General features: G+C 67.5%; 21 protein-coding genes and 1 pseudogene. 7 read left to right on the top strand and 15 right to left on the bottom strand.

What is annotated here, in order from left to right:
• Positions 1-56 precede the first annotated feature (56 nt).
• The 4 genes from ACZ5UM_RS11285 (at position 57) to ACZ5UM_RS11270 (ending at position 3847) form a co-directional block, all read left to right on the top strand.
• Positions 57-1559, top strand: a complete 1503-nt coding sequence (locus tag ACZ5UM_RS11285; protein WP_464848355.1) for an ABC transporter ATP-binding protein — start codon at positions 57-59, stop codon at positions 1557-1559.
• A complete protein-coding gene (locus tag ACZ5UM_RS11280) occupies positions 1552-2622 on the top strand; it encodes an ABC transporter permease (protein ID WP_464844219.1) in 1071 nt (356 codons plus the stop codon). Before ACZ5UM_RS11285 ends, ACZ5UM_RS11280 begins: the two co-directional genes overlap by 8 nt.
• Positions 2619-3512 carry an ABC transporter permease gene (locus ACZ5UM_RS11275; protein ID WP_464844218.1) on the top strand — a complete coding sequence of 298 codons (894 nt, stop codon included), beginning with the start codon at positions 2619-2621 and terminating at the stop codon, positions 3510-3512. Before ACZ5UM_RS11280 ends, ACZ5UM_RS11275 begins: the two co-directional genes overlap by 4 nt.
• A gap of 131 nt (positions 3513-3643) precedes the next feature.
• Positions 3644-3847 (top strand): twin-arginine translocase TatA/TatE family subunit, encoded by a 204-nt coding sequence (locus ACZ5UM_RS11270; protein ID WP_464844217.1) that lies wholly within the window; start codon positions 3644-3646, stop codon positions 3845-3847.
• A 107-nt stretch (positions 3848-3954) separates the two neighbouring features.
• Here ACZ5UM_RS11270 and ileS read toward each other — a convergent pair whose 3' ends face one another.
• The 12 genes from ileS to spoIIGA form a co-directional block, all read right to left on the bottom strand.
• The gene (gene ileS / locus ACZ5UM_RS11265; RefSeq protein WP_464844216.1) at positions 3955-6771 is read right to left on the bottom strand and encodes an isoleucine--tRNA ligase; all 2817 of its coding nucleotides are present in this window, start codon (positions 6769-6771) and stop codon (positions 3955-3957) included.
• Between the two features lie 354 nt (positions 6772-7125).
• On the bottom strand, positions 7126-7722 hold the full coding sequence (locus ACZ5UM_RS11260; RefSeq protein WP_464844215.1) for a DivIVA domain-containing protein: 597 nt from the start codon (positions 7720-7722) through the stop codon (positions 7126-7128).
• Between the two features lie 21 nt (positions 7723-7743).
• The gene (locus ACZ5UM_RS11255) at positions 7744-8034 is read right to left on the bottom strand and encodes a YggT family protein (RefSeq protein ID WP_464844214.1); all 291 of its coding nucleotides are present in this window, start codon (positions 8032-8034) and stop codon (positions 7744-7746) included.
• A 39-nt stretch (positions 8035-8073) separates the two neighbouring features.
• On the bottom strand, positions 8074-8694 hold the full coding sequence (locus tag ACZ5UM_RS11250; RefSeq protein ID WP_273382126.1) for a cell division protein SepF: 621 nt from the start codon (positions 8692-8694) through the stop codon (positions 8074-8076).
• Between the two features lie 23 nt (positions 8695-8717).
• Positions 8718-9413: a YggS family pyridoxal phosphate-dependent enzyme gene (locus ACZ5UM_RS11245; RefSeq protein ID WP_464844213.1), complete on the bottom strand. Its 696-nt coding sequence runs from the start codon at positions 9411-9413 to the stop codon at positions 8718-8720.
• Positions 9414-9480: 67 nt separating this feature from the next.
• Positions 9481-10806: a biotin/lipoyl attachment domain-containing protein gene (locus tag ACZ5UM_RS11240; RefSeq protein WP_464844212.1), complete on the bottom strand. Its 1326-nt coding sequence runs from the start codon at positions 10804-10806 to the stop codon at positions 9481-9483.
• Between the two features lie 20 nt (positions 10807-10826).
• Positions 10827-11651, bottom strand: coding sequence for a peptidoglycan editing factor PgeF (gene pgeF, locus ACZ5UM_RS11235; RefSeq protein WP_464844211.1), 825 nt, complete (start codon positions 11649-11651; stop codon positions 10827-10829).
• A gap of 154 nt (positions 11652-11805) precedes the next feature.
• Positions 11806-12051, bottom strand: a complete 246-nt coding sequence (locus ACZ5UM_RS11230; RefSeq protein WP_464844210.1) for a YlmC/YmxH family sporulation protein — start codon at positions 12049-12051, stop codon at positions 11806-11808.
• Between the two features lie 68 nt (positions 12052-12119).
• The gene (gene spoIIR, locus ACZ5UM_RS11225) at positions 12120-13097 is read right to left on the bottom strand and encodes a stage II sporulation protein R (protein ID WP_464844209.1); all 978 of its coding nucleotides are present in this window, start codon (positions 13095-13097) and stop codon (positions 12120-12122) included.
• A gap of 152 nt (positions 13098-13249) precedes the next feature.
• Positions 13250-14023: an RNA polymerase sporulation sigma factor SigG gene (sigG, locus tag ACZ5UM_RS11220; protein ID WP_464844208.1), complete on the bottom strand. Its 774-nt coding sequence runs from the start codon at positions 14021-14023 to the stop codon at positions 13250-13252.
• A 130-nt stretch (positions 14024-14153) separates the two neighbouring features.
• The gene (sigE, locus tag ACZ5UM_RS11215; protein ID WP_464848354.1) at positions 14154-14840 is read right to left on the bottom strand and encodes an RNA polymerase sporulation sigma factor SigE; all 687 of its coding nucleotides are present in this window, start codon (positions 14838-14840) and stop codon (positions 14154-14156) included.
• A gap of 52 nt (positions 14841-14892) precedes the next feature.
• The gene (spoIIGA, locus tag ACZ5UM_RS11210; protein WP_464844207.1) at positions 14893-15918 is read right to left on the bottom strand and encodes a sigma-E processing peptidase SpoIIGA; all 1026 of its coding nucleotides are present in this window, start codon (positions 15916-15918) and stop codon (positions 14893-14895) included.
• 374 nt (positions 15919-16292) lie between these two features.
• On the opposite strand from spoIIGA, the gene ACZ5UM_RS11205 reads away from it, so the two are divergent.
• Together ACZ5UM_RS11205 and ltrA are read left to right on the top strand one after the other, a co-directional pair.
• Positions 16293-16706: a hypothetical protein gene (locus ACZ5UM_RS11205; protein WP_464844205.1), complete on the top strand. Its 414-nt coding sequence runs from the start codon at positions 16293-16295 to the stop codon at positions 16704-16706.
• A pseudogene (ltrA, locus tag ACZ5UM_RS11200) lies at positions 16654-17616 on the top strand (group II intron reverse transcriptase/maturase); the annotation flags it as partial. The gene ACZ5UM_RS11205 and the pseudogene ltrA, both read left to right, overlap by 53 nt.
• A 160-nt stretch (positions 17617-17776) precedes the next feature.
• Here the strand turns inward: ltrA and ACZ5UM_RS11195 are convergent.
• From ACZ5UM_RS11195 to ACZ5UM_RS11185, 3 genes are all read right to left on the bottom strand, one after another.
• Complete coding sequence (locus ACZ5UM_RS11195) at positions 17777-18085, bottom strand: hypothetical protein (RefSeq protein ID WP_464844203.1); 309 nt, start codon at positions 18083-18085, stop codon at positions 17777-17779.
• Positions 18082-19587 (bottom strand): amino acid--tRNA ligase-related protein, encoded by a 1506-nt coding sequence (locus ACZ5UM_RS11190; RefSeq protein WP_464844202.1) that lies wholly within the window; start codon positions 19585-19587, stop codon positions 18082-18084. The genes ACZ5UM_RS11195 and ACZ5UM_RS11190 overlap by 4 nt, the downstream gene beginning before the upstream one ends.
• A gap of 150 nt (positions 19588-19737) precedes the next feature.
• Positions 19738-21264, bottom strand: coding sequence for a hypothetical protein (locus tag ACZ5UM_RS11185; RefSeq protein WP_464844201.1), 1527 nt, complete (start codon positions 21262-21264; stop codon positions 19738-19740).
• A 136-nt stretch (positions 21265-21400) separates the two neighbouring features.
• On the opposite strand from ACZ5UM_RS11185, the gene ACZ5UM_RS11180 reads away from it, so the two are divergent.
• On the top strand, positions 21401-23011 hold the full coding sequence (locus ACZ5UM_RS11180) for a transposase (RefSeq protein WP_011196386.1): 1611 nt from the start codon (positions 21401-21403) through the stop codon (positions 23009-23011).

The raw sequence follows: 23011 nt of genomic DNA, 5'->3' as shown, positions 1-23011 counted from the left end.
CAGGAGGGAAAGGGGGAAAAAGGGTGGGACTCCGGTCCCACCCTTTGACTATCACCATGCTGCTGAGACTCGAAGGCATTACCAAACGATTCGGGTCGCTGGTGGCCAACGACCACATCGACCTGGAGATCCGGCAGGGCGAGATCCACGCCCTGCTCGGCGAGAACGGGGCCGGCAAGTCGACGCTCATGAACATCCTCTACGGCCTCTACACGCCCGACGAGGGGCGGATCTTCTGGAAGGGCCAGGAAGTGAAGATCCGCAATCCCCGGCACGCCATCGACCTGGGTATCGGCATGGTGCACCAGCACTTCATGCTGGTCCCCGTGTTCACCGTCGCCGAGAACATCACCCTCGGCAAGGAAGTGACCCGCAATCGCTTCCTGGACATGAACGAAGCGCGGCGGCAGGTGGCGGAGCTGTCGAAGCGGTTTGGCCTGGAGGTCAACCCCGACGACCGGATCGAGTCCATCTCCGTGGGCCAGCAGCAGCGCGTCGAGATCCTGAAGGCGCTCTACCGCGGCGCGGAGCTGCTCATCCTCGACGAGCCGACGGCGGTGCTCACGCCCCAGGAGGTCGAGGAGCTGGGCAAGATCATGAAGCGGCTGGTCGCCGAGGGGCACACGATCATCATCATCACCCACAAGCTCAAGGAAGTGCTCCACCTGGCCGACCGGGTGACGGTCATCCGGCGGGGCAAGAAGATCGCCACGCTGGACGCCGCCGGCCAGACCGAGGCCGAGCTGGCCCGGCTGATGGTCGGCCGCGAGGTCATCCTGAAGGTGGACAAGGAGCCGGCGAAGCCCGGCAACGTGGTGCTGGAGGTCAGGAACCTCCACGCCCGGAACGACCGGGGCGTGGAGGCGGTGCGCGACGTCTCCTTCACCGTGCGGGCCGGCGAGATCGTCGGCATCGCCGGCGTCGACGGCAACGGCCAGTCCGAGCTGGTCGCCTGCCTGACGGGGCTGCGCAGGCCCACCTCCGGCACCATCCTGGTGAACGGCCAGGACGTGACCGGCCAGAGCCCGCGGCACATCCGGGACGCGGGGGTGGGACACATCCCCGAGGACCGGCAGAAGCGGGGGCTCGTGCTGAACTTCACGGTGGCCGAAAACGCGGCGCTGGGCAACCACCGGGCCTTTTCCCGCAGGGGCTGGCTCAGCCACTCCCGGATGGTGCAGGCGGCGCAGGAGATCATCAGCGGGTACGACGTACGCCCGCCCCGCCACGACTACCTGGCCCGGTCGCTCTCCGGCGGCAACCAGCAGAAGGTCATCGTGGGCCGCGAGATCTCGCGCAACCCCGACCTGATGATCGCCGTCCAGCCCACCCGCGGCCTGGACGTCGGCGCGATCGAGTTCATCCACCGCAACCTGGTGGCCGAACGCGACGCCGGGCGGGCCATCCTGCTGGTCTCGCTGGAGCTGGATGAGATCATGAACCTGGCAGACCGGATCCTGGTGATGTACAAGGGGCAGATTGTGGCCGAAGTGCCGGGCCACGAGGCCACCGAGGAGGGCCTCGGTCTGCTGATGATGGGGGGGAGCGCCAGTGCCTGAGTCCAACTGGAAAGCCGGGCTCCGGGCCGTCGCCATTCCCGTGCTGGCCACGGTCGTCGGCCTGTTCGTCGGCATCCTGTGCATCGTGATCGCCGGAAAGGATCCGGTGCTGGCCGCCAAGGCCTTCCTGCGTGCGGTCGCCGGTGAGCCCCGCATGTTCGGCAACGTGCTGGTCTCCACCATCCCGCTGATCTTCACGGGCCTGGCGGTGGCCTTCGCCTACCGGGCCGGCCTGTTCAACATCGGCGTGGAGGGCCAGTACCTGATGGCCCAGATCGCCACCGTCGTGGTCGGCGTGTGGTGGACCCCGCCCCAGGGCTTCGAGTGGCTGCATCCCATCGCCGCGCTGGGGGCCGGCGCGGTGGCCGGCGCCATCTGGGGCGGCATCATCGGCTTCCTCAAGGCCTGGAAGGGCGTTCACGAAGTCATCAACTCCATCATGATGAACTGGATCGCCCTGTTCCTGGCCGACTGGCTCCTGAAGGCGTACCTCCGGCCGGACAACAGCCGGGCCGCCTCCTACGATCTGCAGCCCACCGCCTGGCTGAAGCAGGGGCTCATCGAGGGCTCCCGGCTGCACACCGGCATCTGGGTCGCCCTGGCCACCGCCCTGGTGGTCTGGATCATCCTCTTCAAGACGCCGCTGGGCTACGAGATCCGGGCCGTCGGCTACTCGCCGGGGGCGGCGGAGTACGGCGGCATCTCGGTGGCGCGGGCGCTCATCATCACCATGGCCATCTCCGGCGCCATCGCCGGCATGGCCGGGTCGGTGCAGACCATGGGCCTGAACCACCGGTTCAACGAGACCTCGGCGCTGCTGGGCTACGGGTTTGACGGCATCGCCGTCGCCCTGGTCGGCCGATTGCACCCGGCCGGGGTGGTGTTCGCGGCGCTCCTGTTCGGCGCGCTGCAGGCCAGCAGCGGCCTGATGCAGGCCATGGCCGGCGTGCCGAAGGCGGTCGTCTCCATCGTGCAGGCCGTCGTGATCTTCTTCGTGGCCGCTGAGGGCCTGTGGAGCTTCCTGCAGAAGCGCCGGGCCAAGAAGGAGGTGACGACCGCATGAGCGTCGGTTTTGCCACCATCCTCCTCACGTTTATCGTGGCAACCCTGCGCGCCACGACGCCGCTCTTGCTGGCGGCGCTGGGCGGGGTCTTCTCCGAGCGTGCGGGCGTCGTCAACATCGCCCTGGAGGGCATCATGCTCTCGGGGGCCTGGGCGGCCGCGTACTTCTCGTTCATCAGCGGCAGCGCCTGGGTCGGCCTGCTGGGCGCCGTCGCCGTGGGCGTCGCCATGGCGGGGCTGCATGCCGTCGCCTCCATCAAGTACTACGCCGACCAGGTGGTCAGCGGCACGGCCATCAACCTGCTGGCCGTGGGCTTCACCGAGTTCATGCTGAACCGGGTCTGGGGCCAGGCCGGCGGTTCGCCCGAGGTGGCGTCGCTGCCCAACATCTTCGGCCTCAACCTGATGATCTACCTCGCCTTCATTCTGGCTTTCGTCTCCTGGGTCGCCCTGTACCGGACCCCCTGGGGCCTCCGGCTCCGTTCGGTGGGCGAGCACCCGCTCGCGGCCGACACGCTGGGCATCAACGTCTTCAAGATGCGCTACGCCGGCGTGCTCCTCTCGGGCGTGATGGGCGGCCTCGCGGGGGCGTCGCTCTCGATCGGCCTGCTCTCCCGCTTCGTCGACGGCATGTCGGCCGGCAAGGGGTTCATCGCCCTGGCCGCCATGATCTTCGGCAAGTGGCATCCGCTGGGCGCGGTGGGCGCGACGCTGCTCTTCGGCGCCTCGCAGTCGCTGAGCACGATCTTCCAGCTCATGGGCATCCAGGGCATCCCGACGCAGTTCTTCAATATGTTCCCCTACGTGCTGACCATGCTGATCCTGGCCGGTTTCGTCGGCCGCTCGGTCGCTCCGGCCGCCGATGGTGTACCGTATAGGAAGACGAACTGATAGGGAGACCCACTGACCGGCTCAGACGAGCCCCCGCGAATTGATCCGAAGGAAGAATGGTCAACCACGCGATTTCCCGCTACACTAACGGCAGGAACGGGTGTCAAGGCCCTGTCAGGGGGGGAACGATGATGGGGAAGCTCGGAACCACCGAGATCATCTTGATCCTGGTCGTGGCCCTGCTGATCTTTGGCCCCAAGAAGCTGCCGCAGCTCGCCAGGTCCGTCGGCGAATCGATTCGCGGGTTCAAGGACGCGATGAAGGGCGGGCTCGGTGAGGACATCGCCGAGGTGAAGAAGGAGCTTCAGGAAGTCAAGGACAGCGTGACCAAGTAGATCCGCTTCGTGAAAAGGGCTGCGGCGCCGTGCCGCAGCCCTTTCGCTCTGTTCGCGTCCGGCCCCGGGCCGGGGCGGAACGCCGCCCTGGCCCGGGGCCAGCTCTATCACGCCTCTTCCAGGTTCTGTGCCAGCACCACGCCGGCGCAGCGCTCGCAGAGCGTCGGGTGATCGGCGACGACGCCGAGCTCCCGGTAGTTCCAGCAGCGCTCGCACTTCTCGCCCGTGGCCCGCACCACCTCGACCGACAGGTCGCCGGGGCCCTCGCCGAAGTACGTGCCGCTGGGGGCCGCCTGCCCGCCCACGAAGAGCTTCACGTCGGAGACGATGAAGACCGAGGGCAGGTCAGCCAGGTGCTTGTCGAGGAGTTCCGCCCAGGACCCCTCGCCGCCGCTGGCGTACAGGTTCACGGCCGCCTCCTGGCTGGAGCCGATCATCTTGTCCACCCGGGCCCGCTCCAGAACCACCTGCACGGCGTCCCGCAGCTCGATCAGCTTCGCCCACTCGTCCGCCAGATCCTCATCCAGCCAGGCGGGATCCACCTGGGGCATCAGAAGCAGCTGGCACGTGGGCGGCGCGTTCTCCGGCTTGGGCAGGTGGCTGTACGCCTCCTCGGCGGTGAAGGAGAGGATCGGCGTCAGCATGCGGATCAGCGCATCGGCCACGTGGTAGAGCACCGTCTGCGCCGACCGCCGCTCCCGCGACGCAGCGGCGCTGGTGTAGAGCCGGTCCTTCAGGATGTCCAGGTACACGGCCGAGAGGTCCACCGCGCAGTAGTTGTTCAGGGTGTGGTAGACGATGTGGTACTCGTACTCCCGGTACGCCTCGGTGACCTTCCGGATGACCTCCTGCAGCCGGTGCATCTGCCACCGGTCGATCTCCAGCATGTCCTCCCGCTCCACCATGTCGGTGTCGGGGTTGAAGTCGTAGAGGTTGCCGAGCAGGTACCGCAGCGTGTTGCGGATCTTGCGGTAGGCGTCCGCCACCTGCTTCAGGATGTTCTCGGAGAGGGCCATGTCGTGGCGGTAGTCGGTGGACGCCACCCAGAGCCGCAGGATGTCGGCGCCGTAGCGCTTGATGACATCCGCCGGATCGACCACGTTGCCCAGCGACTTGGACATCTTCCGGCCCTGCTCGTCGACCGTGAACCCGTGGGTGAGCACGCCCTTGTAAGGCGGCTTGCCGTCCCGGGCCACCACGGAGGTGAGCAGCGACGACTTGAACCAGCCCCGGTGCTGGTCGGACCCCTCCAGGTAGAGGTCGGCCGGCCAGGTGAGCTCGGGCCGGGTCTCCAGCACGCCCACGTGGCTGGAGCCGGAGTCGAACCACACGTCGAGGATGTCCTTCTCCTTGCGGAAGGTGCGGCCGCCGCACTTCTGGCAGGTCAGGCCGCCCTCCGGCATGAAGTCCTCCGCCGGGCGCCGCCACCAGCTGTCCGAACCCTCGGCGCGGAAGATCTCGGCGATCTTCTCGAACATCTTCGGCTCGAAGGAGGGCTCGTCGCAGGTGGCGCAGGTGAGGATCGGGATCGGCAGGCCCCAGGCGCGCTGCCGGCTGATGCACCAGTCCGCCAGCCCGTCGATCATGGCGTACATGCGGTTGTAGCCCCACTCGGGGATCCACCGGACGTGGTTCATCGCCTCCTTGGCGATGTCCATGAAGCCCTCGACCTTCACGAACCACTGCACCGTCGCCCGGTAGATGACCGGGTTCTTGCAGCGCCAGCAGTGGGCGTACTGGTGGCGGATCTTGCCCTGGCCCAGCAGCATGCCGGCCTCGTCCAGGGCCCGGATGATCTCCGGGTTGGCCTTCTCGATGAACATGCCGGCAAACGGCCCGGCCTCCGCGGTGAACACGCCCTGGTCGTTCACCGGGTTGAGCACGGGGAGCCCGTACTTCTGGCCGACCTCGAAGTCCTCGTGGCCGTGGCCGGGGGCGGTGTGCACCAGGCCCGTGCCGTCCTCGGTGGTGACGTGGTCGCCCAGGATCACGGGCGAGACCCGGTCGTAGAGCAGATGCCGGTAGGTGACCCCTTCCAGGTCGGCGCCCTTCAGGAGGGCGGCGGGTTCCGCCGCGGGCAGGTTCACGGCCTGGAAGAACTTCTCCGCCAGGGCGGTGGCGACGACCAGGGCGCCCTTCTCAGTGGGATAGACGCCGTACTCCACCTCGGGGTGGACCGCCACGGCCAGGTTGGCGGGGATGGTCCACGGGGTGGTGGTCCAGATGACCAGGTAGCTGCCCTCGGGGAGGCGCCCGCGCGCGTCCACCACGGGGAACCGCACGTAGATGGAGAACGAGGTCTTCTCGTTGTACTCGATCTCCGCCTCCGCCAGCGCGGTCTCGCAGTGCGGACACCAGTAGACCGGCTTCAGGCCGCGGTAGATGTACCCCTGCTGGGCCATGGCGCCGAAGACCTCGACTTCCTTGGCCTCGAACTCGGGGGCGAGGGTCCGGTACGGGTTCTCCCAGTCCCCGCGGACGCCCAGCCGCTTGAACTGCTCCCGCTGGACGTTCAGCCAGTGGTGGGCGTACTCGTAACACCGCTTCCGCAGCTCGAGCGGGTCGATGTTGCGGCGGTCGATGTTCATGTCCTTCAGCGCCCGCAGCTCGATCGGAAGGCCGTGCATGTCCCAGCCGGGCACGTAGGGCGCATCGTAGCCCGCCATCGTGGCGTGCTTGACGATGATGTCCTTCAGGATCTTGTTGAGCGCCGTGCCCAGGTGGATGTCGCCGTTGGCGTAAGGCGGGCCGTCGTGCAGCACGAACTTCGGCCGGCCGGCGGTCGCCCGCTGGACCAGGTTGTAGAGGTCCATCTCCTCCCACTTCTTCAGCTGCTCGGGCTCCCGGGTCGGCAGGTTGGCCCGCATGGGGAAGTCCGTGCGGGGCATGTTCAGTGTCGCCTTGTAGTCGGTCTTCTCAGCCATCTGCGCCGCTCCTTCCGGAAGAACTGAAAAACCCCGCCCCGGCAAGGGGCGAGGCTGCGCTCGCGGTACCACCCTCATTGACGGCCGGCCGCTGCGCGGACCGCCGTCTTCTCTGCCGCCTCGCTAACGGGGGCGAAACCGCCTGCGCCTACCGCCCGCGCCGGGGGCTGGCTCGGGTTTCGGGCAGGAGCTCCGAGGTGATGTTCACAGGCTGCGTCCGGGACCGGTCTTGCACCGGAGTGACCGGCTCTCTGACCCGTGCGGGCCTGCTACTCGTCCTCATCATTGCCGGGTACGTTATTGGATTAGGTTACCACGGCCCCGGGCGGGCTGTCAAGGCAACCTGCCGGCCGTTCAGCCGGACCGGCCGGACCGTTCGGCCGAAGGCCCCGGCCCGATGCGGGCCTCGCCCAGCCGCCCCGACCGATCGCCTCCGGCGTCGCCCGGCCGCGCCGGCCACTCAGCGGCGGGGTCGCTCAGCCGGGAGGCCGCCACGTGGGCAAAGGGGTCCGGCAGCCCGTCCAGGGCGTCCAGCTGCGCCTTCAGCAGGGACCGCACCTGCGTGCGCAGGGTGTCCAGCACGCGGATGAGGTCGCTGTTGTCGGCGAGGATCTGGCGCGCCTTCTCCTGGCCAGCCTCCAGCATGCGCTCCACCTGCGCCCGGGTCTCGCTGAGCATCAGCTCGGCCTCCCGGCGCGCGCTCTCCTTGATTTCCTCCGCCGACTCCTCGGCCAGCATGAGCGTGCGGTTGATGGTCTGCTCCAGGTTGCGGTACTGCTCCAGGCGCTGGTTCAGGTTCTCGATCTGCTCACGCAGGCTGGCGTTCTCGCGGATGAGGTGCTCAAACTCCTGGACGACCTGGTCCAGGAAGTCGTCCACGGCGTCGCGGTCGTAGCCGCGCATCCGCACGGGAAACTCCTTGTTGGCGATGTCGACCGGGGTCAGCGCCATCTTCCATTCCTCCTGCCCCTCTTATAGGAGCGTTCCTATCATCAGTTGCCACACCAGCCGGCGCACGAGAGCGAGCAGGATCATCAGCACGAACGGGGAGAAGTCGATCATCCCCGTGTCAGGGAGGATGTTGCGAATGGGCGCGAGCATGGGCTCCGTCGCCCGCCAGACATAGTCCTCAATCGTAAAGAACCAGCTGTTGCTGCTGGTTCGGTAGCGGGGGCGGAACCAGGACATGAGCACACGGGCCCAGACCAGCACCTCCAGGATGCGGACGAAGATGCTGATCGTCTGGTAGATGAGATAGGTCATTCAGGTCGGGTCTCCTCTCGGTCCGCGGTCGGCAGCCGCTTATTGATTGCGCCAGTCGAACTTGGACCGGTCGGCGCCGGCGCGCCCGTCCTCCTCCGCCCGCCGGGACGTCCGGCTGAGCAGGTCGCTCTCCTGGCTGCCCGGACCGGCCTGGCCGGTCAGCTTCTCCAGGATGCCGGGCGGCAGGTCGACGGCGCCGCCGCCGATGGCCGTGCCGGTCAGGCCCCGTCCCATCGTCGACACATCCACGCCGGGCGGGGCGTAGAAGAAGATCCCGGCCGACACGCGCTGGGTTTCCCCGTTCAGCGCGTAGATCGCGCCGTTGAGGAAGTTGAGGATCTTCTGCGCCAGATCCTTGTCCAGCGACTCCAGGTTGAGGATCACCGGCCGCCTCGCCTTCATCTGGTCGACGATGGTCTGCACCTCTTCGAAGGAGCGCGGCTCCACCACGACGACCTTCACTGTCCCCTGCTTGCTGGGCACCGCGCTGATCGGCACCACCTGTGCGCGGCGGTCGGGCGCGCGGCGGCGCGGCAGCTCCTCCTGGTACGACGCAGGGCCGACGGCCTCCTCCAGCTCCTCGTCTTCGAACTCGTCCTCTTCCGGACCGAACCCCAGGTAGTCCACCAGTCGACTCCACAGGCCAGGCTTGTTGGGCATTTATCGGTTACCTCCCCGGGTGTTCAATCTCTCGGCCCAAAGATGGCCGTGCCGACACGGACCAAGGTGGCGCCCTCTTCGACGGCGACCTCGTAGTCGCCGGACATGCCCATCGAGAGGTGCTCCATGGTGACCCCCTCCAGCCCCAGGGCCTGCATCTGGTCCCGCAGCTCCCGCAGCCGGCGGAAGTGCGGCCGGGCATCCTCGGGGTTGTCGGAGAGCGGGGCCATGGTCATGAGCCCCCGGACCCGCACCCAGCGCTGCTGCGCCACCTGGCGCAGAAACGGCTCCAGGTCGCCGGGCGGCAGGCCGTGCTTCGACGCCTCGCCCGACACGTTCACCTGGACCAGGGCGTCGACGGGCCGGCCGCGCCGCTCGGCCTGCTTGACCAGCTCCTGCAGCAGCGAGGGCCGGTCCAGCGAGTGGATCAGGTCTGCCCATTCGAGGGCCTGCTTCACCTTGTTGGTCTGCAGTGTGCCGATCAGGTGCCAGGTCGGCTGCTTGTCCTGCAGGAGCGGCGCCTTGCTGCGCAGCTCCTGGACCCGGTTTTCCCCCAGGTCCGGGATGCCGGCCGCGAGGACCGCCTCGATCTCCGGGACGGTCCGGGTCTTGGTGACGGCAACCAGCCGCACCTCGGCGGGGTCGCGCCCGGCCCGCTCTGCAGCTTCCCTGATCTTGCCAAGGACCGTTGCTACATTTTCCATGATGTTCGACACCACGAACCAACTTCCCTTCCAAGTATCGGATGGAATTCCTGCGGTGACGGGGACGGGCAGATCCGGCCGGTCACCTGGCGGGAGACGGCGGCGGGGGCGCCGTCAGCACCTGCGCATCGGGCGGCAGCTCTCCCTCCACGGCCACCTCGTCGGCCGTCCCGCCCAGAACCCGGACCGGCACGAACCGGTAGCCGCCCCGCTGGGCCACCCAGACCCCGGTCCGCCCGTCCTCGACGTCGATGGCCGTCCGGGGCAGGATGACCCCCTCGTACTCGGCCAGCAGGACCGACACCCGCATCCGCCGGAGCCGCAGGGCGTCTGACGAGGGCAGCGGCGATTCCAGGTGGATGAGCAGGTCCTGCCCGTCCGCGGCGACCCGCAGCACCCGGGCCGTGAGGGGCAGATCCCGCCCCGCCACCTGCAGCTCCACCTCGTGTCCGGTCAGCGCCGCCTGCTGCGCCTCCGTGAGGCTGTCGGCGGGAACCAGGAGCAGCATCTCCACGGTAAGGTCATCCACCAGTTTGAACAGCGGATCGCCCGCGGCCACGGGCCCGTCGGCGATCTCCCGGGTGTCGGGGTAGGGCAGCGTGTAGAGCGCCGCCGGCCCCCAGCCGGCCACCGCCTCGGGGGTGAGCACCGTCTCCAGCCCGTCCGTCTGGTAGAGCACCACGCCCGACACCGGGGTGGTGAGGATATTGAAGTCGCCTTCCCCTTCGCCGAAGGCGGGATGCCAGCCCTCCTCCTGCGGATCCCGTTCGCTCCCGGGCAGCGGAGACTGCGGACCGGCCTCCCCGGCAGGCGGGGGCAGCGGAGCCGCCTCGGTGCCGGCCCTGGCCATATCCTCCCGCAGTGCAGGCAGCAGGGCCAGCTGCTCACGGGCCAGCTCGTCCAGCCGCTCCTGGTAGGGCGCCGTGGCCTCCCCCCGGAGCTGGGCCTCCTGCAGCGCCACGGCCGCCGCGTACAGTTCCGCGGCCAGCCGGTCATACGCCTGCCGCGCGGCGGAGACCGCCCGCGGCAGGGCGGATTCGGCCGGCGTGCTCCGCGGATCCGTGCGCGCAGCCGGAACCGGCGGACCGGCGCCGGGGCTGAAGGCCACCACCTGTCCCCCGACCCGGACGCGCGCGCCCTCAGCGGCCAGGCGGCGCAGGGTGCCGCCCTCCGGCGCCCGGTAGACCTGCTCCCGCCGCACCAGCACGGCATCGGCGTCCAGCGTGACCTGCAGCACCCCGTGGCGGACGCCCGACAGCGGTTCAGGCTCCGCCTGTGCGGCGGTGCGAGGCGAGGCAGGGTTCCACAGGTAAAGGCCGGTTCCCAGGGCGGCCAGCGTGAGGAGCACGGCGGGCCACCGGCGGCGCCGCCGCCGGGCCCGGGGCCGCAGCTGTGTGACGGAACCCATGGGAACCCTCCCTTCACCCGCTAGCACAGAAGGATGATGGCCGCGCCGCGGCCGGCCTGCCCTGCCTCCGCCCGGTGGCTGAAGAACCGGTCACGCTGGCAGGAAGTGCACGCGCCGGCGATGTGGACCTGCCCCACCCCGGCGGCCGCCAGGTCCAGCCGGTTGGCGGCCCACAGGTCCAGCATGTAGCGCCCTTCCCGGCCCGAGGGGCGGAGAAGCGCCTGCGCCTGCTCGCCGAAGTACCCGCGCACGGGGCCGGCCACCGGCTCGTCCACCTCGTAGCAGCACGGGCCGATGGACGGGCCGATGGCGGCGTGGATATCGCCCGGCTCACAGCCGAAGTGGTCGCGCATGGCCCGGACCGCGGCGGAGGCGATGCCGGCGACGGTGCCCCGCCAGCCGGCGTGCACCATGCCGACGGCCCGCCGGACCGGATCGTACAGGTAGACCGGGACGCAGTCGGCCGCTGTGATGACCAGGGCCAGTCCGAACTGGTCCGTGACCAGCGCATCGGCGCCGGGCACCACCCGGACGTCGTCAGCCGGGACAGGCGGCCGGCTGCCCGTCCCGCCGACGACGACGGCGACGCGGCTGCCGTGCACCAGCCCGCCCATGACGGCGGCCTGCGGACCGACCCCCAGAACCGCCAGCGAGCGGCGCCGGTTCTCCCGCACCTGCTCGGGCCCGTCCCCCACGCTCAGGCTCCAGTTCAGCCCGTCTCCCCAGCGGGGGCTGACGCCGCCGTGCCGCCCGGTGAACACAGCCCGGACGCCCCCCAGCGCCTCCAGCGCGGTCATGTGCAGCACGGGCACCCCATCATGTTCGGCCCATGTGGCGACGCTCACCCCGGTGCCCACCCCTCTCACCACTTGACATTTCATAGACTCTATTCTAGCAGAAATCCGCACACCCGACCTCATCCTGTGCGCACCGAAGCGCCAGAATGCAGGGAGCGGCTCCCCCGGGGGGGCGGGGAACCGCTCCGCACTGCATGGCACGTCAGACCGGCGTCGGCCGCTCGATCTCGACCAGGATGCAGTCGGGCCCGATACACACGATCTTCGTCCACGGGATCACGATGTCGGGGCCGCCGCCCCACAGGCCGAACCAGCGGCCCTCTCCCGGCACGATGATGGCCGTGATCCGGCCGGATTTCTCGTCGATCTCCACGTCGATCAGCTCGCCCAGCCGCCGTCCGGTCCGGATGTCGATCACGTCCTTGCGCAGGTCCGATGCCTTGGCCACCGTGACCGCCCTCCTCCGCGCTGCTCAACCCAATCTTATGCGGAGGGGGCTTGACCGAATCCGCGGGCCTACTGAGGCGAGAAGCCGAAGGCAGGCGCCACGCCCGGCGCCCGGGTTGCCTGGATCGCCCAGGTCGCCGAGGTTGCCCGGGTGGCCTGGGTCGCCCCGGTCGCCGGGAACGCCCCGCCATGCCCGGAGGCTGCGTCCGGGTTCAGGACCGGACAGCCGTGCATGCGGCCGGAGGCCCGGTCGTCCCCCGGGACCGCCTCGCAGCCGTACGCACGAGCCGGACCGCCGCCACTTCCACAGTCCCCCCGGCAGGGATCCGCCGCACCTGCCCGCCGGCCGTCATCCCCGCAGGTTCCCCGACAGGGATCCTGCGCACGAGCCGGGCGGGCGTCATCCCCACAGGTTCCCCGACAGGGTTCCTGCGCACGAGCCGGGCGGGCGTCGCCCCCGCAGGCTGCCTGGCAGGCATCACCGGCAACGGCCGGGCACCCGCCCGGGCAGGACGGCCCGCCAGCCGCCAGCGCCGTGCCGGCCGGAGCCTGCACCTCGCGGATGGTGTAGCAGAAAGAAGGGTAGACGAGGCACCAGAAGTTCGCCCCTGCGGCGTCGCCGATCAGGATGCGGAGGGCACGGTACTTCCCGGCGGGCAGATAGAGCCCGTCGTACCCCTTGCCCGGGAAGGCGAAGGTGCCCAGTTCGGCCCGCACGGGATGGGCCTTTCCCCAGGCGGCCACGACCGCCCCGGCGGCCGCTTCCAGGTCGCCCAGCACGGTGCGGATCGCCGCCTCGGCCTCCGCACGGCTCCGCGCACCGGATACGGCCGGACGCAGACGCTCCAGCACGGCGTCGCGCACCGCGAGCTTCAGGGACTGCTCCTCCGGCGCGTCGCTGTGGGCGATCACGTGAATGCGGATCAGGTTCGCATCGGCCAGCTCCGCTTCCCCGATGCCGGCAGCCCGGGCCAGCAGCACCCCGCCGCCGATCTGGATCAGTCCCAGTGCGATCAGGAGCCAGCCGGTGATGCGCTTGCGATTCATGGTTGCTCCTCCCCGGGGGCTGTGCGCCCCGCTGTCTCGGGAAGAGTTATACCCAGGTTAACCATAATCTAAACCAGCTTCACATAAAGCGGGCGGGCGCGCAGCAAGAGGCCCCATCCCCGCCGTGGGGGATGGGGCGTCAGCCTTGGGCGCTATACGTACTTCCGCATGTGGGACAGTGCAGCCTTCTCCAGCCGGCTCACCTGCGCCTGCGAGATCCCGATCTCCTCGGCGACCTCCATCTGGGTCTTCCCCTCGAAGAACCGCAGGGTCAGGATGAGCCGTTCCCGCTCACCCAGCCGGTGCAGGGCCTGCCGGATGCTGATGCCCTCCAGCCACTGGGAATCCTGCTGCGACTCGTCGCTCACCTGGTCCATGACGTAGATGGGGTCGCCCCCGTCGTGGTACAGAGGCTCGAAGAGCGAGACGGGCTCCTGGATGGAATCCAGGGCGTAGACGATATCCTCCAGGGGAAGCTTCAGCTCGTCGGCGATCTCCTGCACCGTGGGCTCCCGGGAGAGCCGGCTGACGAGCGCGTCCCGCACTTGCAAGGCCTTGTAGGCGATGTCCCGCAGCGAGCGGCTGACCCGGATCGGGTTGTTGTCCCGCAGGTAGCGTCGGATTTCGCCGATGATCATGGGCACGGCGTAGGTGCTGAACTTGACGTTCTGCCCCAGGTCGAAGTTGTCGATGGCCTTCATGAGGCCGATGCAGCCCACCTGGAACAGGTCGTCGACGTACTCCCCCCGGTTGTTGAAGCGCTGGATGACGCTCAGCACCAGGCGCAGGTTCCCTGTGATCAGCTGGTCGCGGGCTGCCTTTTCACCACTGTGCATCCGGACAAACAGCTCCCGCATCTGGGCGTTGGTGAGCACCGGAAGCTTGGCGGTGTTGACCCCGGGGATCTCTACCTTGTTGATCATCATGCCGGGACAATGCCTCCCCCATGGGCGCCGAACGGCTGCCCCATTCACATGGGAGTATGTCCACGGCCGGGAACCGCTATTCCGTGTTCAGGAATCACTTACATATAGTGTTAAACACTCGCGGGTATCGTCATTCCATCCGCATAATTTCCTTTTTCAAGCGCTTGAAGATGCGCTTCTCCAGCCGGGAGATGTAGCTCTGCGAGATCCCCAGCAGGTCGGCCACCTCTTTCTGGGTGCGCTCGCGGCCGTCGACCAGACCGAACCGCAACTCCATGATCCGCTTCTCCCGGCCCGTGAGCTTGGCCATCGCCTTGCGCAGGAGCAGGCGATCGACCTCCTCCTCCAGACCCCGGTAGGTGATGTCGCTGTCGGTGCCCATCACGTCGGACAGGAGCAGTTCGTTGCCCTCCCAGTCCTTGTTGAGGGGCTCGTCAAAGGATACCTCGCTCCGGGTGCGCGACGCCCGGCGCAGGTACATCAGAATTTCATTCTCGATGCATTTCGATGCATACGTGGCCAGCTTGATCCGCTTGGACGGATCGAAGGTCTTGACCGCCTTGATCAGGCCGATCGTTCCGATGGAGACCAGGTCCTCCACCCAGATGCCGGTGTTGTCGAACTTGCGGGCGATGTAGACCACCAGGCGCAGGTTGCGCTCGATCAGCGTATTCTTGACGCTTTCATCCCCCTGGGTGAGGCGCGCCAGCAGCGCAGCCTCCTCCTCGCCCGTGAGCGGCGGGGGCAAGGCCTCGCTGGAGCCGACGTAGTAGATCGCTCTTGGCCTGACCAGCCCTCTGGCTGCCAGCCAGCGCATCACGCGGGCGGACACCCGGAAGAGGGCCCCCTGAAGCACCAGCCACTGCCTCCTAACGAACGTGTACATCGGGCCTCCCCTCTCCTCTCTCGCCGGATTGTGCCTCCACGGGACTCCCGCGGGAGCGGCCCCGTGCGCCCGATGCGCCCCCTGCGTCCCATGCGCCCCGTCCGCCCCGTGGGCCCTGTGCGCCCCGCGCTTCCGCCGCCATCGCCGCCGGAAGCAGTGCCGCATACCGCCCCTCCGGATCCAGCGGTCCCGCCGCGAGGCCGATGTAGCCCTGCACCGGCACCCAGTCGCCCCGCCCCCTCGGGCGGACCGCCAGCCCGTCCGGCCGCACCACCAGTAGCAGCCCGTCGCCCCGGCCCACCGCCGCGTAGGGCACGAGATGGCACCGGCTCTGCCACTCGGCGGGCAGCCGGTCCAGTCCCTGTGGACCGGCCTTCGCCGCTTCCGCCACCGCCGCCGGCAGGCAGCCCCGCAGCCGCTCGCTGTCGACCACGGCCACCGGCTGGCGGGTGATGGGTGTGCGCAGCAGGTTCCCAGAGTCCAGGAGCCCCTCCAGGACCGCGCGCTGCTCCCCCACGCGCACCTCGATCTCGTAGAGGGCGTCATCGACCTCTGCCCGTTCCCGGTGCGCCTGCCAAAGCAGGTGCACGCCGGCCAGGGCCAGACCCACCCCGCCGGCCACCAGTGCGGCCGGCGGTGAAGTGAAGAGGACCGGGTACCGCTCAGCCAGCAGGAGGAGCAGGCCCCCCGCTGCAATCAGGCCGGTCCAGAAGAAGCCGAACACGGCCAGGAACTGGGACCACGTGCCGGGCCAGACCAGGAGCAGAACCAGCAGGATGCTCCCTGTCAGCAGAACGGCGCCCGACAGCAGCCAGCCCCCGCCGGGCGCCGGCACCCCCGGCAGCACCGCCAGCGCCGATCCCAGCAGCGCCGCCACCCAGAGCCGCCACGCGCGGTACCGCACCCTCGCCGCCCGGGCGGCGAACCAGAGCAGGGCGAGGTCGATGCCGAGGTTGACGAGGAAGAAGATGTCCAGCCGGACTGCGGGCAAACTGGGCAGACCGGGCACACCAGGCCACCCCCGTCAGGCTCACCCCGTCCCGCAGCGCGAGAGTACGAAGCAAGTCCCGGATTTATGCCAACATCTTAGCCCAGCCTGACTGTCGCTTTCGGTCGCAAACTGGCGGGGCGTTCTGGCGCATTCTGTCGAATTTGCCCCGCTGTTGGCCGGCCAGGCGGGACACCCGTCCCAGCCGCTATCCGTTCTGTTCGCACCAGGTGTTGGTGTTACTGGCCACCTTAAAATCAGCATAAGTGGCCAACAAAATCCCGCACCAAGCTGGAAACAAAAATGCCCATCCACATCGCACGTCGAACTCTGGAAGTGCCAACTACCCAGAACGACAGCGAGGGATGGGACGCTTGAAAACGGTGGGGGTTTTGGTGGAAATCAAACGCTTGGCTGCTGAAGGACTCAACAAGTCCCAGATTGCGAGATGCTTGGGAATCGACCGCGGCACCGTTGATAAGTATCTGGCCATGGACGAAGTCCCGGAACGGATCCACCGGAAACAGGTACGACGGAAGATCGACGACTATGTCGACTACATCCAGTCCCGTATGGCCAAGTACCCCGAGCTCACGGCTGAGCGGATCTATCGGGAAATCGCCCAGCTGGGGTACACAGGGTCGCGCCGAACCGTTCGCCGCTACCTGAGCACCATCCGTCCCAAACGGGAACGTGTGTACAAGCCCTTTGAGACGCTTCCCGGTGAACAAGCCCAGGTAGACTGGGGACATTTGACCCACATTCTCCGAATCCAGCTACGGCTTTCGGTCGGGGCGGCGGGGTCATGACGCGGTCAGGAAGGCACGTCAGTACGTGGAGGAAGGGTACGCCTGGGTCGTGGACATGGACCTGGAGAAGTTCTTCGACCGGGTCAACCATGACGTGCTGATGGCCCGCGTGGCACGGCGGGTAACGGACAAGCGAGTGCTGCGGCTGATCCGGCGGTACTTACAGGCTGGGGTCATGCTGAACGGGGTAGTCGTGGCGACGGAGGAAGGGACGCCGCAGGGCGGTCCGCTGAGCCCGCTGCTGGCGAACATCCTGCTGGATGACCTCGACAAGGAACTGGAGCGCCGTGGGCACCACTTCGTCCGGTACGCCGATGACTGCAACATCTACGTCCGCAGCAAGCGGGCGGGAGAGCGGGTCTACAGGAGCGTGCGCCACTACCTGCAGGAGCGGTTACGGCTGAAGGTCAACGAGGAGAAGAGCGCAGTGGACCGGCCGTGGAAGCGGCAGTTCCTCGGGTTTAGCTTTTGCAAGCACCGGGGAGTGCGCATCCGGCTGGCACCAAAGAGCCTGAAGCGCGTGAAGGACAGGTTTCGCACGCTGACGGACCGCAACCGCAGCGAGAGCATGGAGGACCAAATCCGACGCCTGAACGCTTACTTGCGGGGCTGGGTTGGGTACTACGCGCTCTCCGATGCCAGGTCAGCCTTCGAGCTGCTTGAAGGGTGGCTGAAGCGACGGCTGCGAGCATGCGTATGGAAGCAGTGGAAGCGAGTGCGTAGACGCCTTCGGGAACTGCGTGCCCTCGGTGTACCCGCACGCGTGGCCCACCAACTCGCCAACAGCCGCAAAGGCCCGTGGCGGGTGGCAGGGGGCCCACTAAACAACGCCCTGGGCAACGCCTACTGGCGTGCCCAGGGACTGATAAGCCTGACCGTATGCTATGAAGCAACTCGTCAATCTTGGTGAACCGCCGGATGCGGACCCGCATGTCCGGTGGTGTGAGAGGACGGGGGCTAGCCGCCCCCTCCTACTCGATTCATCGAGCTCGATCGTCTCGTCAGGAGACTGAGAGGCACAAACAGGAGCGCAGTGGCGATGCTCACGACGGTAAGGATCAGTCCGGCCCCTACCCTTCGAGATCGCCTTCTCCTCCGTACACCAGGATCCGGGGCCATGCCAGCGTCACGCCATACAGAACGAGGATTGTGGCCGCAACGTAGACCATGACGGCGGCAGCGCGCAGCACAACGTGCAGGCGCTGGATCTTACGCCACCAGGCCAGGAGCACGCCGCCGCAGATCAGCGCCGTTCCCACGAAGAGGTGGTAGAGTGGGGAAGCTCTGATCCAGGAACCAGCGACGATGAAGGCTCCGGCCACGCCCAGGGACAGAAGCACGCTGTGCAGCAGTCCCGATCGACTCAAGATCTTCATCACCCGCGGGCGATCTCCAGCGGCGCACCCGACACCGGGCAGCGGCCGCTGTTGTCCTTCGGTAGGAACATCACATCATGCAGCGACTCGGTCTCCAGCACCTTCCACAGGAACCGCTCCCACCCGATCACACAGTTCAGCATGGGCGGCGCCCCCCGGGTGAGCGCATCCAGGTGGTAGCCGAAGCGGAATGCGGGGTCGTCGACCTGGGCGATCTCCAGGTTCTTCGCCAGTTCTTCTGCCCGGTGCTCCTTCTCGCCACCGCCGCCAATCTCCAGGCCGTTCAGGATCAGGTCGTGCGACAGCACGCGCACCCTCGGATCCGCCTGGGAGGCGGGGGTCGTTCGTCCGAGCACGCTCCGGCTCATGTGGAACGAGCCGCGCGAGGCGACATCCTCCGCACGCGGGTCCGTCAGGTACGGGATCCCGTCCACCCACACGAACGCGAACCGTGGCACGGGGGAGCCGTCGAGAACCGGGTGAAGCTGCACGATGATCTTCTCGAAGAACCCGTGCGCCCTCTCCGGCGTGCCGGGCAGGGCGACCAACGTGGCCGGCGGCCGGACGCCGTACTCCCGGACGATGTGCCGCACATCCAGGCCCCTGCCGATGTCCCCACCGATCGCCTCCGTGCCGTTCTCGTCGACATGGAGCAGGCCGTAGCCCTCACCGTAGCGCTCACGCAGGATGGACGAGAGCTGCGCCCGGAGGCCGGTGGGAAGGGCGTAGGGGATGATCAGCGAGGAGAGCTCGCCGCGTGCATACGCTAGCCGCTCCCCGGGGATCGTCGGCCTCAGGTACTGCCTGTAGCGGAAGTCCGGCGTATCGGAGGAGTAGAGGCGAAGCGCCTCATCGAATTGGATCCGCGGGAACGGCATCTCCACCTGCTCCCCGGTCAGCGCGTGGATGAGATGGGCGCTTAGCCCTTCCATCAGACGCTTGCTGTCTTCAAGCGTCGTAAACGACATCGCCATGTTCAGGTGCGTGAACTCGCATACCTTGCGCGGGTCGTAGTTCGTACCTTCCCACCGGACGCACAGGGAGAAGCTGAAGACGCGGTCCAATCCGCCGATCACAGCCAGGAGCGCCGGCGGCATGGGCGACTGCAGGAGGCTGTATCCCATCCCTGGCCGGTGGATGTGGCTGGCGTGAAACTCCGGCTCAGCGTACTCCTGTATGGGGCGCCAGAGGAGCGGTGTCCGGATCTCCAGGAAGCCCTCTTCGAAGAGGTACGACCGTGCGACCCGTTCGGCCCGGTTGATCCTCCGCACCAGGTCGACCGCCTCGTGATTGCGGTAGCGCAGGTAGGAGTACCGGGACAGCGGCGCGACCTCCGACGGATCGGGCAGGTGCGCCCGGTTGTGAACCGTAACCGTCCCGGCCCGCACGACGCCGCCGTCCTGAAGCTCGCCCACCAGTTCAACCACGTCGCCCCTGCGGAGATTCCCCGGTCCGCCGGAGCCAGGGGACAGGACGGCGGTCGCCGTCCCGGTCGAGTCCTGCATGACCAGGCGCTCTCCCTCATGTTCCACCACCCAGCCGCAGAGCCTCACCGTGACCCTCTGTGGCAATGAGTCGAGAGTCCGGATGAAGGTCCGGGCAAGATGCGCATCGGACATCGCCACTCCCTCCCAGAATCGAAATGCCAGTCTATCTCAGATCGGGCCGAGCCCGGTCTTGCCTGGGGCCGACAGGATCCCGTAAAGCCGCCTGACCTGCCATTCGACGATCAGGTGATCCGTTCGCCCGGCCGCCAGGTACGCCAGCCGGAGCGCTCGGTGCACAAGCGCCTGCCACCGGGTGGGCAGCCCCCGGAGCGGGCGGGTCAGGGCCGGAACAGCCGGCCCGGAACGCCGCAGCGTTCGGAGAAGTTCATACTCGTCGGCGGGACTCATCAGGCGGTGCTGCCTGAGGAAGTCATGGAAACGGGCGGCCCTGGCGGCGTTCCCTACCTGGTAGTAGGCCTTCATCAGGTCCTTCATGATCGTGACGATAGCCAGCGTGGAGGCTGCCTGCGGCGCGGCCTTGCTACGTATGGGAGCCAGTAACGTGCGACCGCCGCGGCGTACAAGCGCCAGGGCGCGCTCCAGGTGCGCGACCGCGGCCTTCGGTTCCCCTTTACGCAGCAGCGCTCGACCCAGCGCCAGGTTGGAGTCGGCGCACTCCGGCCCCAGCGCGTACGCCCGGGCTGCCAGATCGGCAGCCGTCTCCGGGTCATCCTGTAAGACCGCCAGCGCCCACAGGCTAAACAGCGAGGGCTCCTCCGGAAGCGCCTGCGACCATTGCCGGAAAGACCGGACGGCGGCCCTCGTGCTCCCTTGGTACCAGAACCCGAACCCGGGACAGATCCAACTAGAGGCGTACGCCTCGCCGAAGGACGCGGCCGCCCGGACGTGCCTCCGGGCTGAATCGGGATCGCCGGCCTCCAGGCTCAGCCGTGCGAGCCAGACCTCCGCTGCGGCCTGCTCCTCGGTCCCTGCCCCTGCCCGGGCGGCCGTGGCGAAGTGCGTGCGGGCGCCTCCGGCGTCGCCCAGAACGTAGGCAAGTGCTCCGCCAGTCAGCCTGGACAGGGAGAAGCCCGGCGACCGGCCTTCCAGCAGGGCCTGGGTGTAGGGCGCCAGCAGGCGCCACTGCATGGGGGTATATCCCCCCTCCACGGAGGCCGCGATGGTGGCCATGTCCCACCGGATTTGCCTGTCCTGCAGTCGCCGGACCAGCGACTCCGGCAGCCGCCATGGGACCAGCCATTCCCGGACGCCGACGTAGCAGAACGGCGTAAGGAAATAATCGACATCCAAGTCGAGCAGCACGGGAGCATCGATCTGCGGCAGCTCCCCGAGCGGCCCCACCCAGAAGTGAAGCCCCTGCAGCGAACCGCTGATTCCCGCGGCCGCTCCGGAGTCTGCCTGCAGCCCGAGTTCGATCATGGAGCCGATCAGCCTACGCCGGAGGCGGGGGCTCTGCCACGTGGGGTCGGGGACGACCCAGTAAAACCGACTGATCAGACCGCGCCGGTGGGCGTGGTAGATGTAGGAGCCGATGTCCGCGCATGTGCCCGGGAAGTAGTCCACGTGCGCATCCACGTGGACCACGGTCCGCCCTCGCATTCCGTGATCGGCCCACAGATAGAACGCCTCGTCGTGGTTCTCGATCACGAACGTCCTGGTCGCGAGTCCGTTCATAGGCCGGCCCTAGCTCAAGTTTCGCGTGAATAACCCGCACTCCGTACAATGGAAACCCATTGAAAAAGCATCAGTCTGAACCAATGATACATGGTGGGATTTGCCCCTCTTAAACCACCATGTGGAGGTTCGACTGATGCAGTCTCATGGTACGACGCCCGAAGTCACTGCGCAAGCCATCAAATCCACCACCCGGCATGGTTTTCTTGTCGCTCTTGGTTGGGTAGCGCAAAGGCTGAACCTGGTTGACGTGTTGAACCGGCACCTGCGGATCAATCAGAAGACCTACACCCATACGCCGGTCGACAAGGTAGTCGAGGCGTTGGTTGCCATTCTCGGCAACTGCCGCTACATGAAGGACCTGAACTTCGATCCCGAGCCGCTGGTCGCCGACCCTGCCGTAGCTCAAGCCTGGGGGCAGGAACGCTTTGCTCACTTCTCCACCGTCTGTGCGACCTTTAGCAAACTAACGGAGGAAAACGTTCAACAACTTTCCGATGCACTGGCGGAGATCCAGGCTCCCCTGCTTCAGCAGGAGGTTGCGGCGGTGGCGGGCCCAGACCGGTCCGGAATGGTCATCGTGGACATCGACCTCACCGGCCAGAAGGTTCGGGGCGAGACCAGGCAGTACACCGGTACCGACTTCGGCTACATCCAGGGGAAGTTGGCCCGAGGCTATCAGATCGCAGCCGCCTTCCTCAGCGGGAAGCAGCAGCGCTTTGCCATCGACGGCCTTCTCAAGTCCGGCAAGGCCAACAGCCGTTCCGGCGCCTGCCTGCTCGAACTGATTCCCAGGATCGAAGCCCGGATTGGTCGTCCCCTGCGGCGAGTCGAATGGGTCGAGGCATGCCTGGCTCAGCAGAAGGCTCGGGTCAGGCAGCTGTATCAGCAACTGCAGACGGTATCAGGCAAGGGCAGCGCCCGCCGGAAGCAGAAGCTGCAGCGTGAGTTCCAGGAGGAGGTTCAGCACCTCCGTGAAGTGAACCAGCGACTCCGGCAGTACCGGCAGGAGAATCGGACGAACCCGGCTCCCCTCCGGATCGTGCTGCGAGCCGACAGCGCCTTTGGCACGCCGGAGGTGATCCAGCGGCTGCTGGAGCTGGGATACGAGTTCACCATCAAGTCCTACTCCGGAAGCAATCCCGCCTACAAGCGCCTCTTCGACGCCGTGCCGGCGGAGGGCTGGGTTGAAGTCGAGAAGAACCGGTTTGCCTCCGAAGCCGTTACCGTACCTGGCCCCACTTTGCTCGCACCGTATCCGGTGCGACTGGTCGCCATGCGCCGCTGGGACGCCGATGGCCGGGAGGTCCGCAGCGTCATCCTGACTACGCTCCAGCCTGAGGAGCTCACCACGACAGAGGTCGTCAAGCTCTACCATGGACGGCAGACCATCGAAGCCGGGTTCCAGGAGTGGAAGGGAACGTTCCACTTTGGTACTCCTCGGATGCGGAAGTATGAGGCCAACGCCGCCTTCACGCAGCTGGTCTTGTTCGCCTTCAACCTGGTGCGCTGGGCTTGGCGGTTTCTGAGCACGAACTCGCCCAAACTGGCCGAGGCGGGGAGTCGACTCTTGGTACGAGTAGCGGCCCGGTGCCGAGCAACCATTCGGTGCCTCGGCGACACGCTGCGGTTGGTGTTCAGCCGGGGTACTCCCCTGGCTGGAGCTGAGATTACCCTGAACCGGGCCACTCCCTACCCATACGCCCTTTTAACACCACGAATGTCGAGTTGTTCGCGTGAAACTTGA

The sequence above is a fragment of the Symbiobacterium ostreiconchae genome, assembly GCF_055396975.1.
Note: the sequence above shows the minus strand (reverse complement) of the source record. Positions and strands in the feature narration are given on the sequence as shown.

Excerpts from the sequence above, each read along its gene's own strand:
- spoIIR (WP_464844209.1), bottom strand. The coding sequence starts at position 13,097 with ATGAATCGCAAGCGCATCACCGGCTGGCTCCTGATCGCACTGGGACTG.
- ACZ5UM_RS11285 (WP_464848355.1), top strand. The coding sequence starts at position 57 with ATGCTGCTGAGACTCGAAGGCATTACCAAACGATTCGGGTCGCTGGTG.
- ACZ5UM_RS11190 (WP_464844202.1), bottom strand. The coding sequence starts at position 19,587 with ATGCAGGACTCGACCGGGACGGCGACCGCCGTCCTGTCCCCTGGCTCC.
- ACZ5UM_RS11260 (WP_464844215.1), bottom strand. The coding sequence starts at position 7,722 with ATGGCGCTGACCCCGGTCGACATCGCCAACAAGGAGTTTCCCGTGCGG.
- ACZ5UM_RS11250 (WP_273382126.1), bottom strand. The coding sequence starts at position 8,694 with ATGCCCAACAAGCCTGGCCTGTGGAGTCGACTGGTGGACTACCTGGGG.
- sigG (WP_464844208.1), bottom strand. The coding sequence starts at position 14,023 with ATGATGATCAACAAGGTAGAGATCCCCGGGGTCAACACCGCCAAGCTT.
- ileS (WP_464844216.1), bottom strand. The coding sequence starts at position 6,771 with ATGGCTGAGAAGACCGACTACAAGGCGACACTGAACATGCCCCGCACG.
- ACZ5UM_RS11275 (WP_464844218.1), top strand. The coding sequence starts at position 2,619 with ATGAGCGTCGGTTTTGCCACCATCCTCCTCACGTTTATCGTGGCAACC.
- ACZ5UM_RS11180 (WP_011196386.1), top strand. The coding sequence starts at position 21,401 with ATGCAGTCTCATGGTACGACGCCCGAAGTCACTGCGCAAGCCATCAAA.
- ACZ5UM_RS11185 (WP_464844201.1), bottom strand. The coding sequence starts at position 21,264 with ATGAACGGACTCGCGACCAGGACGTTCGTGATCGAGAACCACGACGAG.
- sigE (WP_464848354.1), bottom strand. The coding sequence starts at position 14,840 with ATGCGCTGGCTGGCAGCCAGAGGGCTGGTCAGGCCAAGAGCGATCTAC.
- ACZ5UM_RS11270 (WP_464844217.1), top strand. The coding sequence starts at position 3,644 with ATGGGGAAGCTCGGAACCACCGAGATCATCTTGATCCTGGTCGTGGCC.
- ACZ5UM_RS11240 (WP_464844212.1), bottom strand. The coding sequence starts at position 10,806 with ATGGGTTCCGTCACACAGCTGCGGCCCCGGGCCCGGCGGCGGCGCCGC.
- ACZ5UM_RS11255 (WP_464844214.1), bottom strand. The coding sequence starts at position 8,034 with ATGACCTATCTCATCTACCAGACGATCAGCATCTTCGTCCGCATCCTG.